The 17,730-nt window shown below is 43.4% G+C and carries 12 protein-coding genes and 3 pseudogenes; 6 read left to right on the top strand and 9 right to left on the bottom strand.

The genetic code is table 11. The annotated features are described in order from the left end of the window. Positions 1-37: 37 nt before the first annotated feature. The 4 genes from BCU07_RS05520 (at position 38) to BCU07_RS05505 (ending at position 3,597) form a co-directional block, all read left to right on the top strand. On the top strand, positions 38-1,492 hold the full coding sequence (locus tag BCU07_RS05520) for a mannitol dehydrogenase family protein (RefSeq protein ID WP_102333272.1): 1,455 nt from the start codon (positions 38-40) through the stop codon (positions 1,490-1,492). Between the two features lie 2 nt (positions 1,493-1,494). Then, a complete protein-coding gene (locus BCU07_RS05515) occupies positions 1,495-2,580 on the top strand; it encodes a class I mannose-6-phosphate isomerase (protein ID WP_065583617.1) in 1,086 nt (361 codons plus the stop codon). A gap of 20 nt (positions 2,581-2,600) precedes the next feature. Further along, positions 2,601-3,245, top strand: a complete 645-nt coding sequence (locus BCU07_RS05510; protein WP_065583616.1) for an HAD family hydrolase — start codon at positions 2,601-2,603, stop codon at positions 3,243-3,245. A 112-nt stretch (positions 3,246-3,357) separates the two neighbouring features. Then, positions 3,358-3,597, top strand: a complete 240-nt coding sequence (locus BCU07_RS05505; protein WP_004733935.1) for a PAS factor family protein — start codon at positions 3,358-3,360, stop codon at positions 3,595-3,597. Positions 3,598-3,742: 145 nt separating this feature from the next. On the opposite strand, the gene BCU07_RS05500 is transcribed toward BCU07_RS05505, so the two are convergent. From BCU07_RS05500 to BCU07_RS05485, 4 genes are all read right to left on the bottom strand, one after another. Further along, complete coding sequence (locus BCU07_RS05500) at positions 3,743-5,467, bottom strand: methyl-accepting chemotaxis protein (RefSeq protein WP_102428734.1); 1,725 nt, start codon at positions 5,465-5,467, stop codon at positions 3,743-3,745. 618 nt (positions 5,468-6,085) lie between these two features. Continuing rightward, a complete protein-coding gene (locus BCU07_RS05495) occupies positions 6,086-6,502 on the bottom strand; it encodes a MarR family winged helix-turn-helix transcriptional regulator (protein WP_017059185.1) in 417 nt (138 codons plus the stop codon). Beyond that, positions 6,480-7,475, bottom strand: a complete 996-nt coding sequence (gene dmeF / locus BCU07_RS05490) for a CDF family Co(II)/Ni(II) efflux transporter DmeF (RefSeq protein WP_017059184.1) — start codon at positions 7,473-7,475, stop codon at positions 6,480-6,482. Before dmeF ends, BCU07_RS05495 begins: the two co-directional genes overlap by 23 nt. A 276-nt stretch (positions 7,476-7,751) precedes the next feature. After that, entirely contained in the window at positions 7,752-8,624 is an 873-nt protein-coding gene (locus tag BCU07_RS05485) for a LysR family transcriptional regulator (RefSeq protein WP_017068305.1), read from the bottom strand. Positions 8,625-8,838: 214 nt separating this feature from the next. Between BCU07_RS05485 and BCU07_RS05480 the strand changes: the two genes are divergently transcribed. Further along, on the top strand, positions 8,839-10,098 hold the full coding sequence (locus BCU07_RS05480) for an adenylosuccinate synthase (RefSeq protein ID WP_017059182.1): 1,260 nt from the start codon (positions 8,839-8,841) through the stop codon (positions 10,096-10,098). A 123-nt stretch (positions 10,099-10,221) separates the two neighbouring features. Here the strand turns inward: BCU07_RS05480 and tnpC are convergent, their stop codons facing one another. Beyond that, positions 10,222-11,694, bottom strand: coding sequence for an IS66 family transposase (gene tnpC, locus BCU07_RS05475; RefSeq protein WP_413286165.1), 1,473 nt, complete (start codon positions 11,692-11,694; stop codon positions 10,222-10,224). 83 nt (positions 11,695-11,777) lie between these two features. Here tnpC and BCU07_RS05470 point away from each other — a divergent pair. Continuing rightward, positions 11,778-13,312: pseudogene (locus BCU07_RS05470) on the top strand (IS3 family transposase). Between the two features lie 139 nt (positions 13,313-13,451). Here BCU07_RS05470 and tnpB read toward each other — a convergent pair. From tnpB to BCU07_RS05450, 4 genes and pseudogenes are all read right to left on the bottom strand, one after another. Further along, positions 13,452-13,796, bottom strand: a pseudogene (gene tnpB / locus BCU07_RS05465) (IS66 family insertion sequence element accessory protein TnpB). A 5-nt stretch (positions 13,797-13,801) separates the two neighbouring features. Further along, positions 13,802-14,120: pseudogene (gene tnpA, locus BCU07_RS05460) on the bottom strand (IS66 family insertion sequence element accessory protein TnpA). A gap of 200 nt (positions 14,121-14,320) precedes the next feature. Then, a complete protein-coding gene (locus BCU07_RS05455; RefSeq protein ID WP_102427831.1) occupies positions 14,321-15,697 on the bottom strand; it encodes an McrC family protein in 1,377 nt (458 codons plus the stop codon). 5 nt (positions 15,698-15,702) lie between these two features. Continuing rightward, positions 15,703-17,721: an MrcB family domain-containing protein gene (locus tag BCU07_RS05450; protein WP_102427830.1), complete on the bottom strand. Its 2,019-nt coding sequence runs from the start codon at positions 17,719-17,721 to the stop codon at positions 15,703-15,705. Between the last annotated feature and the right edge of the window lie 9 nt (positions 17,722-17,730).

The raw sequence follows: 17,730 nt of genomic DNA, 5'->3' as shown, positions 1-17,730 counted from the left end.
CGTCTGATTTTAAAAATTGGAGTGAGAGTGCGGAAGTATGAATAAAAATGTTTTAAATCAATACTTAAAAGAAGAACAGAGAATTGTTCACATTGGCTTAGGGGCTTTTCATCGAGCTCATCAAGCTTTATATACAAGCGAATTGTTAGACAATAAAAAGTCTAACTGGACGATCTGTTCCATTAACTTATTTGGTTCACAATCGCTTATTCAGCAGTTAAGAGAGCAAGGTCATTGCTACACTGTTTTGGAGAGAGGTGCGACAAGCGAACAAATAAAAATATCAAAGGCAATCACTCAATCCTTACATCCAGATCTAGACGGTCAGTCGACTATCATCGAAAAAATTGCGAATCCAAACGTTCGTATAGTCTCAATGACTATCACAGAAAAAGGCTATTGCATTGAACCAAGTACTGGCTCTCTTGATGTTAACAATCGTCTCATCCAGCTCGATCTCGACTCACCTTCTCGTCCAGTGTCCGCCATCGGTTATATCGTTGAAGGTTTAAGACTCAGAAAAGAAAGGAATATTAACGCGTTCACCGTATTGTCTTGCGACAATATTCAAAACAATGGAGAAGTAGCGAAGTCGGCTATTCTTAGTTTTGCAAAATTGGTCGACTTGGAGTTGTATTCTTGGATAGAGGCTAATGTCACATTCCCAAACACTATGGTAGACCGTATTGTTCCAGCGGCGAGTAAAGAAAGCTTATCTTATATAGAAACAGCTATCGGCTACTCGGATCCATGTGCCATCGCTTGTGAACCTTTTCGACAATGGGTAATAGAAGATAAGTTTGCAATTGGTCGACCAAATTGGGATGAAGTGGGCGCGCAATTTGTCGATGATGTCATACCTTTTGAAGAGATGAAGCTACGCATGCTAAATGGTAGTCACTCACTTCTTGCGTACTTGGGATACTTGAGTGGTTATAAGTATGTGTCAGAAGCGATTTCAGACCCATATTTTAAGAAGGTGATTCTAGACTTCATGATGAATGAGCAAACGCCTTCATTGTCGTTACCAAAGGAAACTGACATTGCAGCTTACGCAGATTCGCTGATTGAACGTTTCTCTAACCCAAATTTAAAACACCTTACCTCTCAGATAGCAATGGACGGAAGTCAGAAATTACCACCACGATTTTGTGAATCTCTCAAATATAACCGTGAAAATGCTGTTCAAACAACTTGGTTAGAGTTGGGCATTGCAGGGTGGATGGCTTATGTGATTGGCATGGATGACAACGGCGATGCTATCGAGGTTCATGATCCAATGGCTGGCGTGTTCAAGCAAATCAAACAAGAAAGTAAAACGCCTCGTGAAGCTGTCATTTCTTTATTAAGCATTGATGGTATTTTTGAATCTAGCCTTCTTGCAGATGCCGAATTCGTAAATAAGATAGTCGACCTTTTCGAATGTATTCAAGAGGTTGGTGCAATGCAAACTTTACATAACTTAACAAAAACACTGAACTTAAAGGGCTAGGCATGGAATACAAAAATAAGTTGATTCGATTTGGTCAGAACCGCGTTTGGCGCTCTTACAGTGGTGGTAAGGTTTTAGACCAAATTAATAACGAAAGCGTTCCGGTCGACTCTCATTTTCCTGAAGACTGGATTGCATCGGTCACTAAAGCCGTTAACCCAGGTCGAGAAACAATCAGTGAAGGTCAATCAACTGCGATTATCGGCGATCACTCACTCGATTTCGCCGAATTATTAGATCTAGATCCTGAGTATTTTTTAGGTAAAGAGCACTTCAGTAGATTCGGTCCTAACCCTATGGTTTTGATTAAGTTTCTAGACTCTTCAATTCGCTTACATTTCCAAGCACACCCAACCAGAGAGTTTGCCCAAAAGCACCTAGATTCAAATTCAGGCAAGGCTGAAGCCTACTATATTTTACAAGTTCGTGAGGAGATTGATGATCCTTATATTTATCTCGGATTTCAGACGCCTCCGACTAAAGAAACGTTGAAAGAGATCATTGTTGAACAAGACATTAACCGACTGAAAACTTGCTTCGAAAAAATCAAAGTATCTCCTGGTGAGTGTTACTTTATTCCAGGAGGAATGCCTCACGCGATTGGCGAAGGCATTCTAATGATTGAGATAATGGAACCATCGGACTGGGCTGTTCGATTTGAGTTTGAACGAGCTGGTTATACACTTCCTGAAGAAGCTCGCTACATGAAGCGAGATTTGGACTTTTGCCTTGATGTTTTTGACTATTCAGAGAAGTCGGTTGAAGCTGTGGCAACTCAGAACAAAAAGACACCTCAACTATTAACAGCTTATGCTGACGGATCGGTAAAAGAGTCTCTCATTGATGACAAAACAACCGACAGATATCGAGTTTGTCGCACAAAAGTCATTAGCAGCATCACCAAATCTGAGAACGACTTTTATGTCGGTGTTATTGCTGCTGGCAGTTGTACGATTAAATTAGACGAAGAAATTTTAGTACTCAATAAGTACGATAAATTTTTCTGCCCGGCTGGCATTGAAAATATCACGATAGAAACAGACGATGGCGTCGAGATTATTGAATGCTACCCACCATTAACGAATTAATCCTGAGTTAACGTATTGAAATGGAACCAATAAAACTTTATTACGACGCCTTTATCTTTGATATGGATGGAACATTAGTAAACTCCGAGCCGCTCAAAGGCCAAGCATTAGCGCTGACCTGTAAAGACTATGGTTCCATCGTTGACCACCGTATTTATCAAAATGTAATGGGTATGAAATGGGAAAATGTCGTTCAGTATTTTTTCAAAGTTGGAGAAATCGAACCAGAGAGACAAGAGTTTAACGATAAATTTAAGGAACATTATCAATTACTCCTTTCACAAAGATTATCTATCAATAAAGGTGTCGTTGGCCTCCTACAGCAACTAAAATCTTCTGGGAAGCGATGTGCGGTTGTAACTTCTGCGCAACAGTGGATGGCTAACCAAATACTGGAAGCTTGTAAACTTGAGCACTTGTTTGATCTTGTCATCGCTAAAGAGCATGTTTCAATGCACAAGCCAGATCCGGAAGCTTATTTGTTGGCGCTATCTAGATTAAATGTAACCGCAAGTAAAACCATTATCTTTGAAGACTCGGCTCCAGGACTTCAGGCTGGTTTAGCTAGTGGTTGTGAAGTCATTGCATTTCAACATTCTTTCAACATAAACAATGATTTTTCAGGTGCGTTAAAAATCATTGATGATTTCTCACTTGTCAGTTAAGACCAAAATGCTCACCCTAAGTTTATTTGACTTATTGTATGACATATATCACAGCAACTTGTACCCAAATGATATTAAAATAGAAATCCCCCACTCAAAGATAAAGAGACGAATGAACACTACCACCACTCTTGTTTATGACACTTTGAAAAGCCTTGCTGCTCACGCTCCTGAGCAACATGCCGAGATTCGCCAGCGTTTATATGAGCAGTTGAGCCTGCCATTTAACAAGCAGCTCTCGTTATACGCTAATGTGCTTGGTCCTATCAGCTCAGGTAAGTTAGCGGGATGCGACAATATTGATAAAGCGGTTGAACTGGCACTGGATGTGCTGGAAGGCCGAAATAAGTAGTCCCCCCTTTAATACGTAATATAACGGCCCAGATCTTCCCCCAGATCGGGCCGTTTTTTTATTCTCGTCATTTATCTATTTGAATTTCAGGCACAAAAAAGGCGTAGATGATCCACGCCTTTTGTTTTAGTAAGTTCTATGTTGTTTATGAAGTCTTGAACTGCGCGACCGCTTGGTCCATATCGTTCGCTTGCTCTGCTACCTTGTCCACTTCAACTAAGCAATGCTGCGCCGAAGCGTTATTGTCGTTCGAGATAGTGTTCAGCTCAGTAATTGAGTCACTCACTTGCGCCATTACTGCGCCCTGCTCTTCAATCGCTGAAGCAATACGTTCTGAATTACCTTGGATGCTTTCCATGTCGCTCAAGATAAGTTGCAAGCTCGCATCCAGCTCTTCCGAATCTTTCAGCGTTAGTTGACCTTGTTGATTACACTCGCCAATCTCTGTCATCGACGCCTGCATCTGGCTTTGAATTGCACTCACCACGGAAGTTATCTCTGTGGTCGATTGATGCGTTCTGCTTGCTAGTGCGCGTACTTCATCGGCAACTACCGCAAAGCCACGACCTTGTTCACCCGCACGTGCTGCTTCAATTGCTGCGTTCAATGCCAATAGGTTAGTTTGTTCTGCAATGCCTTGGATGATGTTTACTGCATCGCCGATCTGGTCAACATGATGGTTCAGTGAACTGATCGAATCTTGGCTGCTTGAAAGACGTTCAGACAACTGGGTGATGTTGCTGATGGTTTCAACCACCACTTCACGGCCTTTATCGGCATTCACTTTCGCTTGATGTACACCTTCAGCGGCAACCGATGTGCTTTCAGAGATCTCGCCAATGGTGAGTACCATCTCTTGAACTGACGTTGTCATTGTAGATGTGTGATTTGCTTGAACTTCAAACTGTTTGATTACTGACTCTAGCTCATCATGCATGTTCGATGTGCTTTGTGTCAGTTGCAGTGACTTAGATTGAGAGGCAGCGATAAGCCCTTCCAGTTGATCCAACAGTTGGTTGAAGTATTGGCCTAAAGTGCTGAGTTCGTCTTTGCCATCAAGGTGCGAACGAATAGACACGTCGTTAGAATCAACGATGTTACGAATCACCGAAAGCAGTGACTCAATTTTACCAATGATAGAACGGACGATTAACCAGCTGAACAGAATGATCGACACGAGTAGCGTGACGCAAAGGATGTTGTTGATCAGCGATAGCTTGTCCATCTCTTGCTGCGTTTGTTGGTCTAGCACCGCGGAGAACTCTTTAAATTGAGTTTCGATAGCATGAGAACCCGAGCGAGCTTGCCCAAGCAGACCTTCGTTGTGCTTCAAGCCAATCACTCGCTTTTGCTCAACCACTTGGCGAGCAGCGTCAATCAAAGCAGCTGAGCTACTCATATTTGAAGTTATAGAAAGAACACTCGGGTCAAACTCCCCCTTCTCAATTAAGTCATTGAACAGGTAAAGCTCGATTTTTTGTTCCGCACTGGCTGTCGCGCTGATGTTATCGAGCAAAACATGAAACTCGCCTAGCATACCTTTGTCACGTGATAGCCCATAGACTTCGCTCGCTTTAACTAAGTTAACAAAGCTGGTGTGGTAAGTTTCGATGTCTTCACGTAGGTGTGTGCTGTTGGCTAAACCTAAATCACTGAGCACTGTATCTAGCTCAGATTCAGACGCTAAGAATTTTTTGTAGTTTACGTCGAACTTGTCGAGGTATTTCATATCGCTACGCAGTAAAAAATCTTTCTCGTTACGGCGAAGGTTGAGCAAACGCACTTCAAGCTCTTTGGTAATTTGTTTGGCTTCGCTCATTTGAGCGGTAGTGTCTGCAAATTGTGATGTGGTAAACAGCAGTGAAATCATGCCGAAGATGGAGAACATCCCCAACGAATAGAGCTTTTTCTTTATGTTCATATACGTGGCTCGTCTTTACTAAATTAACTATGAGTATCTAAATAAATCGCATCAAAGAATGGATATCCAACTTGCGCGACCTGGTTATTGTTATATTTTTTGTATCAGTAATGAGCACTAAATCTAGCGACTGTTCAGCCCACCAGCAGTGACATTCTCAATGGTATTCAAACAGAGAATGAATCTTTTCACTAAAGATAAAAGCATCAATAACACAAATTGAATACATGTACATTAGTTGAATGATAAAAGTGAGAGACAGCTATTTGACGGAACATAAATGGCTTGAATGTCATGGTATACAAGGCATTGAATTAAAAGACTTTGACGCACATTTGGATGCATTATTTATGATGACATTTTTTTGGCTCTCCAGAAGAGCACGAGCGAAGCGCAATATTGGAGGTTTTGACTTGGTTTTTAAACAGTGAATCCGTCTATTGATGATTGTACAGTAGAGCGTAAACGGCGAAAAAAATGGACCTACTCAATTCGAGTCAGGTCCATCTTTTGATTTTCTAGTCAATCGCTTTGCAGCTAAAGAGTTAGGTGCGAATTCAAGGCTGGCTAAAACGCTTTTACCATCTTGGTTAGGCACTTCAATAACACCGCTTTCTCGTCTTCTTCGATATCTTGCGTCAGCTCATTAACCAAATTCAAGTGAAGCTGATTGTGGTGAACGTGTATCTTCTGCCCTTCATCCGTCAAGGCAACCACAATCGCACGACGATCTGTTGGGTGTTCATGGCGCTCAATCAATTCAGCTTTAACCAACTTTTCTATTTGAACAGTAAGTGTACCCGTGGTAATACCCAACTTTTCAGCGAGCTCTTTCATTCTTAACGCACCATGCATACCAAGTACTTCAATGGTGTGTACTTGAGCCAGGGAATAACCCGTCTCTTTGACAACAGACTGCTCCCACGAAGACATTTTATCGTAGAACTCAGTCAGTATTTGGTTAAGCTGTTCTATATTTCGCATGGTCGTTTGAATGCACTTCAAGAGTAAGATGATTAATCTTATCAAACTTGGCGAGCATTTGTTTATATTCAGAGACGGTTTTATCACTGTTTGATTCAAGAGTAATCGCTGCTGAATAGTGATGCCCACTCACCTTCCACATATGGAAATCGGTGACCGACGCATAAGGCGTTAAGGTTTTGGTCACTGAGTCACGATAATCTTGGTCGATATTCTCATCCAGCAGGATTGGGCTGGTTTGTTTCATAAGGTTCATCGTCCACTTAGCAATCACGAATGCGCCAACCATTCCCATTGCTGCATCTAACCAGTTCCAACCGTAAAACTTACCAAATAGCAGCGCAACAATCGCAAGCAGCGAAGTTAGAGTATCCGCCAACACATGCATGTAGGCTGCGCGTAGGTTGTGATCATGATGGTGTCCGTGATGCTCGCCATGTTTATGACCATGGTCGCTGTCGTGCTCATGGCTATGTGAATGACCGTGATTCTTACTATGATTGTGGCCATGCTCGTGTCCGTGATCATGATGGTGATCGCCAAGTAAAAACATACTCACCACATTCACAGTTAAACCAATACAAGCAACGATGATCGCTTCATTGAACTGAATCGCTTGTGGGTTAAACAAACGATGTACTGATTCCACCAGCATCAACAATGCCACAATCCCCAATGCAATCGCGCTGGTGTAGCCCCCTAACACGCTGACTTTGCCAGTACCGAAAGAGAAACGTTCGCTCTCGGCATGTTTCTTCGCATAACGGTATGCAAATAAGGTGATACCAAACGCTGCGGCGTGCGTCCCCATGTGCCAACCATCGGCAAGCAATGCCATCGAGCCGTAAATAGTACCTGCAACAATTTCGACAACCATGGTAACGACGGTCAATAACAGGACATAGAACGTGCGTTTCTCACCTTGACTGTTATGTGAAGAAAAGTTGTGTTGGTGACGTGTTGGAAAACTCAAAATGGCGTCCTTAGCTTGTGTTTGTGGTTAGATGATCGTTGCAAATAAAAGCCCTTTGATTGACAAGTAATTTGACAATCAAAGTAATAATTTGAAATTTAGTTTGATTATCAAACTTTGTCAACGATAAATTTTGAAACTCTGATTTGCGGGACGAATAGTTGATGGTGAGCGCTAGTTTGTTCCAAAGATTATTGATTCAGTAAAAACGAGGCTTTCCAGGGACAAAAAAGCCCACTCGAGGTGGGCTGATTGAGTCAAACTCAATGATTGTATTTATTTGTTTTGCAATGAAATAATCTCATCATTCACCCAACCTAACAGCTGCTTGGTTGCTTTCGACAAGACTTGGTTCTGCCGAACAATATAACCAAGACTGGTGCTCGAGAAGTTGGTCAATGGTGTCACTTTCGAATGCAGGTGCTGCTTGGTTGATACCGCAAACTCCGGGACAATAGCCACACCAAATCCCGCTTCTGCCCAGTCGATTTGAGCATCGACACTCCCTACTTCCATCACCCTATAATTAGGTAGATTAAGGCTTGGTAAACCTTCATCAATAAAGTCACGCGTTCTCGTATCATGACCTAGTAGAATCAAAGTGAGCTCTGCATCAGAGTCTCGGATATCAACCCCATCGCCAAGCGCACACCAAGAAAGCTCTTGCAGCTTAGTGAAATACAAAGACTCGTTGTGCTGCTCTTTGGCGATAACAAAACCAATATCCGCTTGAGCATTTTTAACTAAATTCGATGCCTGAGATGACGTGGTATTCAAGAGCGTAAGGTCAATACCGGGATACTGCGCTTTGAACTTCTGGAACGGACGAATTAGCAAAAATCGAGAAATGATGTCACTTACGGCAATGGTTAACGTCCCTATTTTAAGGTCGTTAATGGCATTGAGATCGGCCTGACAAATCTGCAGTTCGAGTAGCGTTCTTTGGCTTGTTTCCAATAGCCGTTCACCCGCTTGAGTCAATTGAAAAGGGCTTCTCTCTATCAACTTTATGCGTGTTTGTTGTTCCAGTTGTTTTAGGTGCAAACTCACATTGGGTTGTGTCATGTGCAGTGCATTGGCCGCTTTCCCAAAATGCTTGTACTCCGCAAGCGTCACAAACGTCTTCAACAAATTAATATCGAGCATCATGTCCTCTCTCTCGTGTCACTAATATCATTCCCTAAAAGTAAAGAATGCCCCATCGTCATTCCCTACAGTGAGGAACGAACGTGATAGGGAATCTCGTTTGTAGCTTAAGACTTTAAGGATATATGAAATCCTTATCAAGATAATAAAGATAATTAATTTCTCTTATCCACCTTGTAGGCCTAACATGATTCCTCAATCAGTTAGGAGAAAAATTATGCCATCTATCGTTGTTGTGGGCGCAAACTGGGGTGATGAAGGCAAAGGCCGCATCGTCGATTTTTTAGCAGACCAAGCTTCTGCTAGCATTCGTTTCCAAGGCGGAAACAATGCAGGTCATACTGTGGTAAATGACTTCGGTACATTCAAACTGCACCAACTACCTAGTGGTATTTTTAATCCTAATTGTACGGCGGTTCTTGGCCCTGGCATGGTGATCAGCCCTGCTGCGCTAACTGAAGAGATTGCAGAAGTTCAAGAGGCTGGCATCAAAGTGAAAATGGCGATCTCAGATCGTGCGACACTGTGTCTCCCTTTACATGCTCTTGAAGATACGCTTGAAGAAGAGCGTTTGGGCGATGGCGCTTACGGCTCTACACGTCAAGGCATTGCACCAGCGTACGGCGATCGTGTAATGAAGAAAGGCATTCTTGTCGGTTGGCTGAATCAACCTGAAATTTTAGAGCAGCGTATTCAATTCCTACTTGATTGGAAGATGCCTCAGCTTAAAGCGCTCTACCCTCAATGTGACTTCTCCCAGACTGCTTCTGAAATGACAGAATGGCTACTTGAAGTAACTAAAGCGTGGCGCCCGTTCATCTGCAACGTAACTGAGCCGCTTAAAGCGCTGCAATCACAAGACGCAAACCTACTGTTTGAAGCTCAGTTAGGCGCAGGTCGCGACCTTGTCTACGGTGAATACCCTTGGACAACATCTTCGAATGTAACCGCAGCTTATGCTGGCATTGGTAGCGGTTTACCTGCACTTCGTCCTGAACGTGTTATCGCTGTTGCTAAATCATTCAGCTCGTCTGTTGGTACTGGCACGCTAGTAACTGCAATGGAAGAACAAGATAGCTTCCGCGAAAGCTCTAACGAATACGGCGCAACAACAGGCCGCCCACGTGACATGGGTTACTTTGATGCAGTGGCAACTCGCAACGGTGTTGACCTACAAGCTGCAACGGAAATAGCACTGACTAAGATCGATTGCCTGTCTGGTTTGTCTGAACTTAAAATCTGTACCGCTTACTCAGGTGAACATACTGAGAACCCGATTTGGCCACAAACGGCTGAGCTAAAGCCCGTATATGAAGATATGGCTGGCTGGGATGAAGACATCACGGGTTGCCGCACGTTTGAGAGCCTTCCTCAAGCAGCGCAAGATTACGTTACTCGTATCGAAGAGCTGATGGGTGTGCCAATCGTGATGGTATCGGTAGGTCCTGAGCGCGAGCAAATGATCATTCGAGCTTAGCTTAGAAGACGACAAGATCTACATCAAAGCCCACATTCAGTGGACTTTTTTGATTGTTCATAAAGAACGAGATAACACAAGGAATTACAGGGTATCCGTCCCATGAACCCACGGGGCGACTTGTCAGTGTTTGAAGTTCCAAGGTAGGAGTGCGTCGATATCGGGCTCTGCTTTTGCTAGCTCTTTCATGCACTTGACCATATAGTCATAGAGGATAAGGCCGTTGGCTTTTGCAGTTTCGACGATACTGTAAAGCATCGCGCTCGCCTCAGCGCCATTTGGTGTGTTGGAGAATAGCCAATTTTTCCTGCCAATAACCAGCGGTTTAATTGCGCGTTCAGCGCGATTATTATCGATAGATAAGTGACCATCGTCGATATAACGAATGAGTTTAGGCCATTGCCCGAGCGTGTACTTTATTGCTTTGCCTAGTGGGCTAGAGCCTATCACCTTCTGGGTTGTCATCCATTGGTAAAGCTCATCCAGTATCGGCTTGGCAAGCGCTTGACGCTCTGCTTTTCGCTCTTCGGCAGGCGCACCTTTTAAGCGTGATTCTATCCCGTAGAGTTTTTGGATTTTAGCCAGCGCCTTATCAGCCTTGCCCGATTTACCTTTCCCTTGAAGCTTTTTAGCATCCATGAACTTGCGACGAGCATGCGCTAAGCACCCTACCTTGGTGACGTGATGAAGTCCATCATAAGCCGCGTAGCCATCGGTTTGTAGATAACCGTTGTAGTCACCTAAAAAGTCCACGGGACACGCCCTCGCGCGACTGTTTTGATAGTCGTACAAGGCAATATTTTTCACATTCGGCAGTGCCGCTTCGGGTGAGTCAGCGCCTGAGCAGTAGAGCCACATATAACACTGCTTCTCTTCTTTGAGCACATTGAGCGGCGTTTCATCCGCTTGAACCACCACTTGTTGAAGTAGGTGCTCTTTCAAGGCGGCATACAGCGGGGCGAACTTCTCACTGACTTGGATGACCCACCTAGCCATGGTGGTACGTGATAGCTCGATACCCGACTGGGTAAACAGCGATTCTTGACGATAAAGTGGCATCGCGTATTGGTATTTTCCAAGAATGATGTTGGTCAGCAAACTTTCTGTGGCGAAGCTTTTAGGGATGAGGCTCTGAGGGGATGGCTTCTGAACGATTCGGCTGCTGTCGCCTGTTTTCTCGCACTGGCGGCAAGCGTACTTAGGACGAACATATTCCAACACTTTGAGTACCGCTGGCGTGAACTCTAGCTTCTCGCTGCGGTCTTCCCCGATTTTATGCAGGCTATGATTGCAGCAAGCGCACTGCTTTTCATGGTCGTCTATATCAAGTTCGATAACCTCACGAGGCAAGGTCTTAGGCAGAGGTTTACGTTTACCGCGCTTTTTCGTTGTGGTCGTGGTTGTCACCTCAACCTCGTCTTCTTTAACGGCTTCACATTCCGCTTCGTTGAAGAGGTCACCTTGTGATTCATCGTAAGGCTTTAATGCCTCCGAGCGTTTCGCGAACTGACGGTCGAAGGCGAGTTTGAGTTGTTCAAGCAGCGATTGGCGCTCTTGTTTCCACTCATTTTTCTCCGACATCAGAGCAGCTACCATCGCTTGTAGCTCGGCAACATCCCTATCTGGCAGGGTAGTTGTCACTGTTAAAATTTAACCAGTTTGGGCGATAAAGAGTAATTGTGTCTCGTATCTCAGTAGAAAGAAAAGAAGCTATCTTGAAGAAGCTATTACCTCCCTATTCGATGTCAGTGAAAGAAGTGTCGGAAGAGGAAGGAATTAGCACTGCGACCCTGTATCATTGGCGCCAGCAACTCAGAGGTTCAGGAGCCGCCGTGCCAAATAGCAACACTTCATCAGAGCAGTGGTCTGCTCAAACTAAACTCGCCATTGTTGCCGAGACTTACTCGATGACCGAAAGTGAACTCAGCCAATATTGTCGTGAAAAAGGTCTTTTCCCTGAACAAATCCAAAGTTGGCGCAGCGAATGTATGCAAGGGTTTAAGTCGAGTAAAGAGCAGGAAGCTGAAGCAAAGAAGCAGGCTAAAGCTGACAAACTTGAAATCAAAGATTTGAAGAAAGATTTACGACTCAAAGAAAAAGCACTCGCTGAAACGGCCGCCCTCTTGGTACTAAGAAAAAAGCTGAGAGCCTTTTACGGGGAAGAGCCAGAGGACGACTAACCTCAACCGATGAAAGGCAGACCATAGTGACTCTAATCCTTGAAGCGAAGCAATGCGGATGCCGTTTACAGCTAGCTTGCCATGAAGTTCAAATTGACTTGAGAACCTATCGTCGCTGGTATCAGCAAGGAGAAGTTCAAGCTGACAAAAGGCCAATATGCATCAGACCTGAGCCTGCTAACAAGCTGTCTCAGGAAGAGCGTGATGCGATTGTCGAGGTGTGTAACCGCTCTGAGTTCGCAAGCTTGCCTCCAACTCAAATCGTCCCGACACTGCTTGATAGAGGTGAGTATATCGCCTCTGAGTCGAGCTACTATCGAGTACTGAGTACGCAGGGGTAACTTCACAAGCGAGGTCGTCAGCGGAGCAGACAGAAGCAAGCGAAGCCAACCAGTTACACAGCGACGGACTCAAACCAAGTCTATACGTGGGATATCACTTACTTACCTTCAAAGGTTCGAGGCCAACACTATTACCTGTATGTCATTGAGGACATCTACAGTCGAAAAATTGTTGGTTATGAAGTGTATGAGCATGAATGCGGTGAGCTAGCGTCACAACTTCTGCAACGAACGTTAATGCGAGAGCAGTGCTTCAATCAAGCACTGGTTCTTCACTCAGATAATGGTGCGCCGATGAAGTCGTTGACGTTCAAAGCAAAAATGGAAGAGTTAGGTATTACTTCATCGTATAGTCGCCCAAGAGTCAGTGATGATAACCCGTATGTTGAGTCATTGTTCCGCACGGTAAAGTACATGCCAAGCTGGCCAACAAAGGGCTTTGAAACAATCGATAGTAGCCAAAGTTGGGTTGAAGCCTTCGTACGCTGGTACAACACCGAGCACAAGCACAGTCAGCTAAATTACGTCACGCCTTCAGAGCGTCACAATGGAAAAGATAAAGAGATCTTGAAGCGTCGTGTAGAGGTATTGCTCGCTGCAAAACAGCGAAAGCCTGAGCGGTGGTCTGGTGATATCAGGAACTGTGCGCCTGTTGGTGACGTTCACCTAAATCCAGAAAGAGAAGCTGCTTAATAAGTAAGCAAATGATGACAACTACCTTGAAAAACACCGACATCTTGGCTTTCTGGGTCGATATTTGGCGTCTTTTTCATAGCATTGATTATACTAAAATCGTGCCGTTAACGCTTGGAGAATAAGGCTTTATTCTCGATTAACTCATTGTAAAATCGTTTATTTTGATGGGTTCGTGGCCGATAATTGTGAAGCCTGAAAGCAGTCTGTCAAGCTCAAATTGAGTGAGGGTAAACACCTGATTTTTCTCTTTTGAAGGCCACTTATACTTGGCTTTTTCAAGGCGTTTATACTAGAGGGCGAAGCCTGTTTTATCCCAGTACAACACTTTAATCTTATCGCGCTGTTTATTGGTAAACAGGAACAGCGCACCGCTGCCAAGAGGCAAGTCAGTATCATTTTCGATAATCGCTGCAAGGCCGTTGATGGACTTTCTAAAATCGACGCTTTCACGATAAAGGTAAATGTCTGGAGCGCTGAGCATACCTTTCATGACAACGCTCCAATGAGTTCAGCAAGATAGGTGGCTGGCGTGCCTTGAGGAATGCTCAGCTCCACATCATTGATGAGAAGTGTCATGTTCGCCGTAGCTATCTGGGCCTGATACTTGGTTGTCTTTTCAACGATTTCGGCTTTAACAAATCCGACAGATTCCGATTGGCTTGCTGTTTGGAGTTGACGCCGTTTGGCAAAGAAACGTGGATAAACTCAGTCCATGCTCTTCACAAAAAGCGCGTTGGGTAACACTGCTGCTTTCATATTGCTCAAACAGTGATTGCCATTCTAGGTTGGTACGTCGTTTTGCCATTTCAACTCTCCTTTGGGTTGGAGAGTTGATCTTATTCTTCGTGCTGAAGGATTAGAATGCGGTGTTCATGGCACGCTTACCTTTCTAAATATCTACCAAGCCTTAGTACATAATTCATGGCGCAATAATAGATTGATCCATCACATGCATATTGATCTAGTTCATTACAATCAACTCTTAGAGTCTTTCCCGCACTCGCATTAGTTTGATTGCTGTTGAAGAACTTCAATACTAGAGGGCAAGTGGAAAGCTGATGGCCATCTGATACCCGTATATTCCTTCTCTGATATATCGAATGGTACGACCCAAAGCTGATGCCCACCTCCCAACTCAAAGGGGAAATGCAGTGCTTCATCAAAGTTGTCTTGGCTAGGGTAAATCAGCACCACATCCTGACCACTTTCATCATCCGCAAGGTATTTTTTTGCATAAGCAAACAGTTGGTAAATATCCGATTGGGAGATATTTGAATTACTTAACTTGGTATTGAGGAGCTTCCACTTCGTATCGAGTACGACTTGATTGGTGCTCCCTTCCTTAATGATCAAGTCCGGGCGTAAACTGAATTTGTTTCTACCGTCATAACGGGCAAGGTATTCACCAGTAACTTGTGTACTAACACTGAGCTTAGGATGGCTGACCGCTAGTTGTTCTTTTAGAACTTTAGCAACGTAGTCTTCAAATACCTTTTCCATCGGGAACAAAAGAGAAGCTGCGTTAGCACTACCTTTCATCGTTTGTGGAGAAAAACCTTCTAAGATTAGTCGACACCAGTCTAAAGGTATTTGGTAGTAGCTCATCCCTCTATCAAGCCTGACTTTTGAAAAATCAACGCTGTAGTCCCTACTCTCTGGTATTTCATTAAATACAAAGTCTAGCTCTTGTAACAACTTCTGATTATCTGCACTCCGCGTATAGCCTTTCACTCGTTTTAGAGCACTATGCATTAACCGGTTTACGGGACGATCGAGTAAGAACTCATCGTACTCACAGTAAAATTTATGCTTACTAATGGAGTTATGCCTAACTTGTTTTCCTACATTCAGCTTCCCCTTTAAGAAACCTAAATTGTCTTCCCTACGTACATAGTCGCTTCTTAAGCCACGTTTTACGAGCGTGTTCACCGACTGTAAGAACTGGCCTATAAATACCTCTAACAACGGCATTCTTTGGCGAGTAATATTAGCATTCGAGGTTTGAATATGTGAGAAACCTTTCAACGCACGTAACATTACTAGTAGTGTGTGCCGAGCTTTCACATAAGCGTCATCATAGTTGTTGTCACTACCTTCATCTGTGAAGCCTTTTCCGATTTTAGGCAAGATTTCAATTTGCGTTTTATCTGGCGTAAACATAACTCCTGCATAGTTTTGAACTTGCAGAACTTCCATACCATTTCGACGACGTAATTGAAGAAGATTTCTTTCATTCTCATTACTTAAGCAAAGCTGCTTGAGATATTGATAAGCTGATATAGAGATAGCTTTAACGTGTGAAGATGCAGTCTGATCTTTCAACACATCTTCACTCACTAAACAGTCATACTCAAAGAGAGTAATTTCTTGTTTGGCTTTCACTAGCCTTACTCACTATCTTTTGCGTAGATAGCTTTGAACGCTGCCGGGTTTTGCCAAACAGTCCCTGCCCCAAAAGGCTTGAATGAGTATGTCACTTTACAATCCTCATACAGCTCCAATCCATGTTCAGGGCCAAATAACTCACTGTAGGAGTCTTCAGTTCTTTTTAAAAATTGTAGTCTCTCATCTTGCTTCAAACTGTCACCAAGGACTAAACGAATCTTGCTCCAATCTTCATAAAAATACTCTTCCAATAATGGGATTATCTTGTTCTTAAACGCTGACTGTAGCTCGATAAACGCCTTACCTTCATCAACCTCATTGAAAACAGGGAACAAAAAAGCATGACCGAGCGTATGCTCACGATCATAGAGAACTTCAATTCGCTTATTTAGTGTTTCTAGCAATTTAGATAAATTGATGCCCTTAACTTCTTTATCAGCAAAAAGCTTGGGGTTTGGCATCATCTCTTTAAAGTCAAAACGACGACGTAATGCAGTGTCCATCATTGCCAATGAACGGTCCGCCGTGTTCATAGTGCCGATGATATATAGGTTATCTGGCACTGAGAAAGTATCACCAGAATAAGGTAGGATGACTTCTAGCGGCTCCTGCGCACCTTTGCGCTTAGAAGGTTCAATCAAGGTAATCAGTTCCCCAAAAATTTTTGAGATATTACCTCGATTGATCTCATCGATAACTAATACATAGTTTTGGCGTTCTGTTTTGACTTCGCGCTTACTATGCGCAAGCTTTTCTAAATGCTTGATCAAAGCAGAATAGTAAGGGTTCAACCCTCCATTAATCACTCGATCACCATGAAAGATGTCTTTTAAGGTTTTTACACTCAAAGAATGGGTTGATTCACCTTTGTCTTTTTCAAAGCGAATTGTGTTGTTATCGACATCAGTCACTATAAAAAACGTACGAACGGTGTCGATTCGAACGCCCTCTTCCTGTTCAGATAAACTATTTAGAAAACGCCCCCACAATGTATCAAAATCATCTTTCTCATCCGTGGTTTTGGTTTCTTGGTAGTCCTTAGCTTTTTCACAGAGCGCCTTAAATACACCCTCTTTTTCATAGTAAGAAATTTGACCGCCTTCTGTTTTAGCACTAAGTCCTTCCACAAATTCTTCATACCCATAGCTTTGATGGAATGTGACAAAACGAATTCGACCAGCGGCAGTCAGTGCTTTGTATTTTTTCGTTAGTGAGCCTCTTTGCTCTTCTGATACACCGGTTTCAGGATCAATGTTTATGCTGGCGTAAAAGTCAGGATCAGCGGCTTGAACTGCGGCTTCGATAGTGTGGTATGTTTTACCTGTTCCCGGTGGGCCATAGAGAATTTGATTTAGGGGAGCGGCATTTGTATATACGTTGTTTTTGAACACGTCATACTCCTCTTTTGGCTCTTCAACCAGGACTTCAGAATTCAATGGATAGTCATGTGCAATGTTTTCATAAACTGAAAGTAACGAGTCTAGATCCGAAATAAGCTCTTGTTCAGAAGGAATAGACCCTACAGGGTAAAATTTGGCGACAACATTAGGTTCTTCATAAGATTTACCAGTAATTGTCTTTGCTTTTAAGTCTAGCGGACCTTTAGTCCAGCCTTTTTGAGTTAGCAACAATTCACAATATGGGTATATTGAGTCAGCGTTTTTCTTAGCTTCGTGCTTAGCCCCTCTGGTACCAAACTTTTCTTTTAGCTTGGTTGTACCTTGGTTAAGAGAAAGGTATACCCCGCTTCCATCAGCACAAAACAAATACACAGGGTAAATCCCGCCTTGAGTCGTCTGAGTTATAGCACTATGCAGGATAGAAACCCAAGGAACATCAGCCCAATTCCCAGCACCGATCGATCCCTTTAAAACAAAGGCACTCTCCTTGGTGCTAGCAATATTTTCTATTTCTTGAACAAGCTCGTTTCTAATAACTCGACCAAGACGGTGCCCAGAAAAGGCTTCCTTTTTAGCGCTCTGCCAGTTCTCAAGTACATCTTTTAGCTTTTCTCTTAACATTGTACCTAC

The sequence above is a fragment of the Vibrio sp. 10N.261.54.E10 genome (genome assembly GCF_002877735.2).
Lineage (GTDB): Bacteria > Pseudomonadota > Gammaproteobacteria > Enterobacterales > Vibrionaceae > Vibrio > Vibrio crassostreae_C.
This window is presented reverse-complemented; position numbering and strand designations above follow the sequence as displayed.

Excerpts from the sequence above, each read along its gene's own strand:
- BCU07_RS05520 (WP_102333272.1), top strand. The coding sequence starts at position 38 with ATGAATAAAAATGTTTTAAATCAATACTTAAAAGAAGAACAGAGAATT.
- BCU07_RS05515 (WP_065583617.1), top strand. The coding sequence starts at position 1,495 with ATGGAATACAAAAATAAGTTGATTCGATTTGGTCAGAACCGCGTTTGG.
- BCU07_RS05510 (WP_065583616.1), top strand. The coding sequence starts at position 2,601 with ATGGAACCAATAAAACTTTATTACGACGCCTTTATCTTTGATATGGAT.
- BCU07_RS05505 (WP_004733935.1), top strand. The coding sequence starts at position 3,358 with ATGAACACTACCACCACTCTTGTTTATGACACTTTGAAAAGCCTTGCT.
- BCU07_RS05500 (WP_102428734.1), bottom strand. The coding sequence starts at position 5,467 with ATGATTTCACTGCTGTTTACCACATCACAATTTGCAGACACTACCGCT.
- BCU07_RS05495 (WP_017059185.1), bottom strand. The coding sequence starts at position 6,502 with ATGCGAAATATAGAACAGCTTAACCAAATACTGACTGAGTTCTACGAT.
- BCU07_RS05485 (WP_017068305.1), bottom strand. The coding sequence starts at position 8,624 with ATGATGCTCGATATTAATTTGTTGAAGACGTTTGTGACGCTTGCGGAG.
- BCU07_RS05480 (WP_017059182.1), top strand. The coding sequence starts at position 8,839 with ATGCCATCTATCGTTGTTGTGGGCGCAAACTGGGGTGATGAAGGCAAA.
- tnpC (WP_413286165.1), bottom strand. The coding sequence starts at position 11,694 with ATGGTAGCTGCTCTGATGTCGGAGAAAAATGAGTGGAAACAAGAGCGC.
- BCU07_RS05450 (WP_102427830.1), bottom strand. The coding sequence starts at position 17,721 with ATGTTAAGAGAAAAGCTAAAAGATGTACTTGAGAACTGGCAGAGCGCT.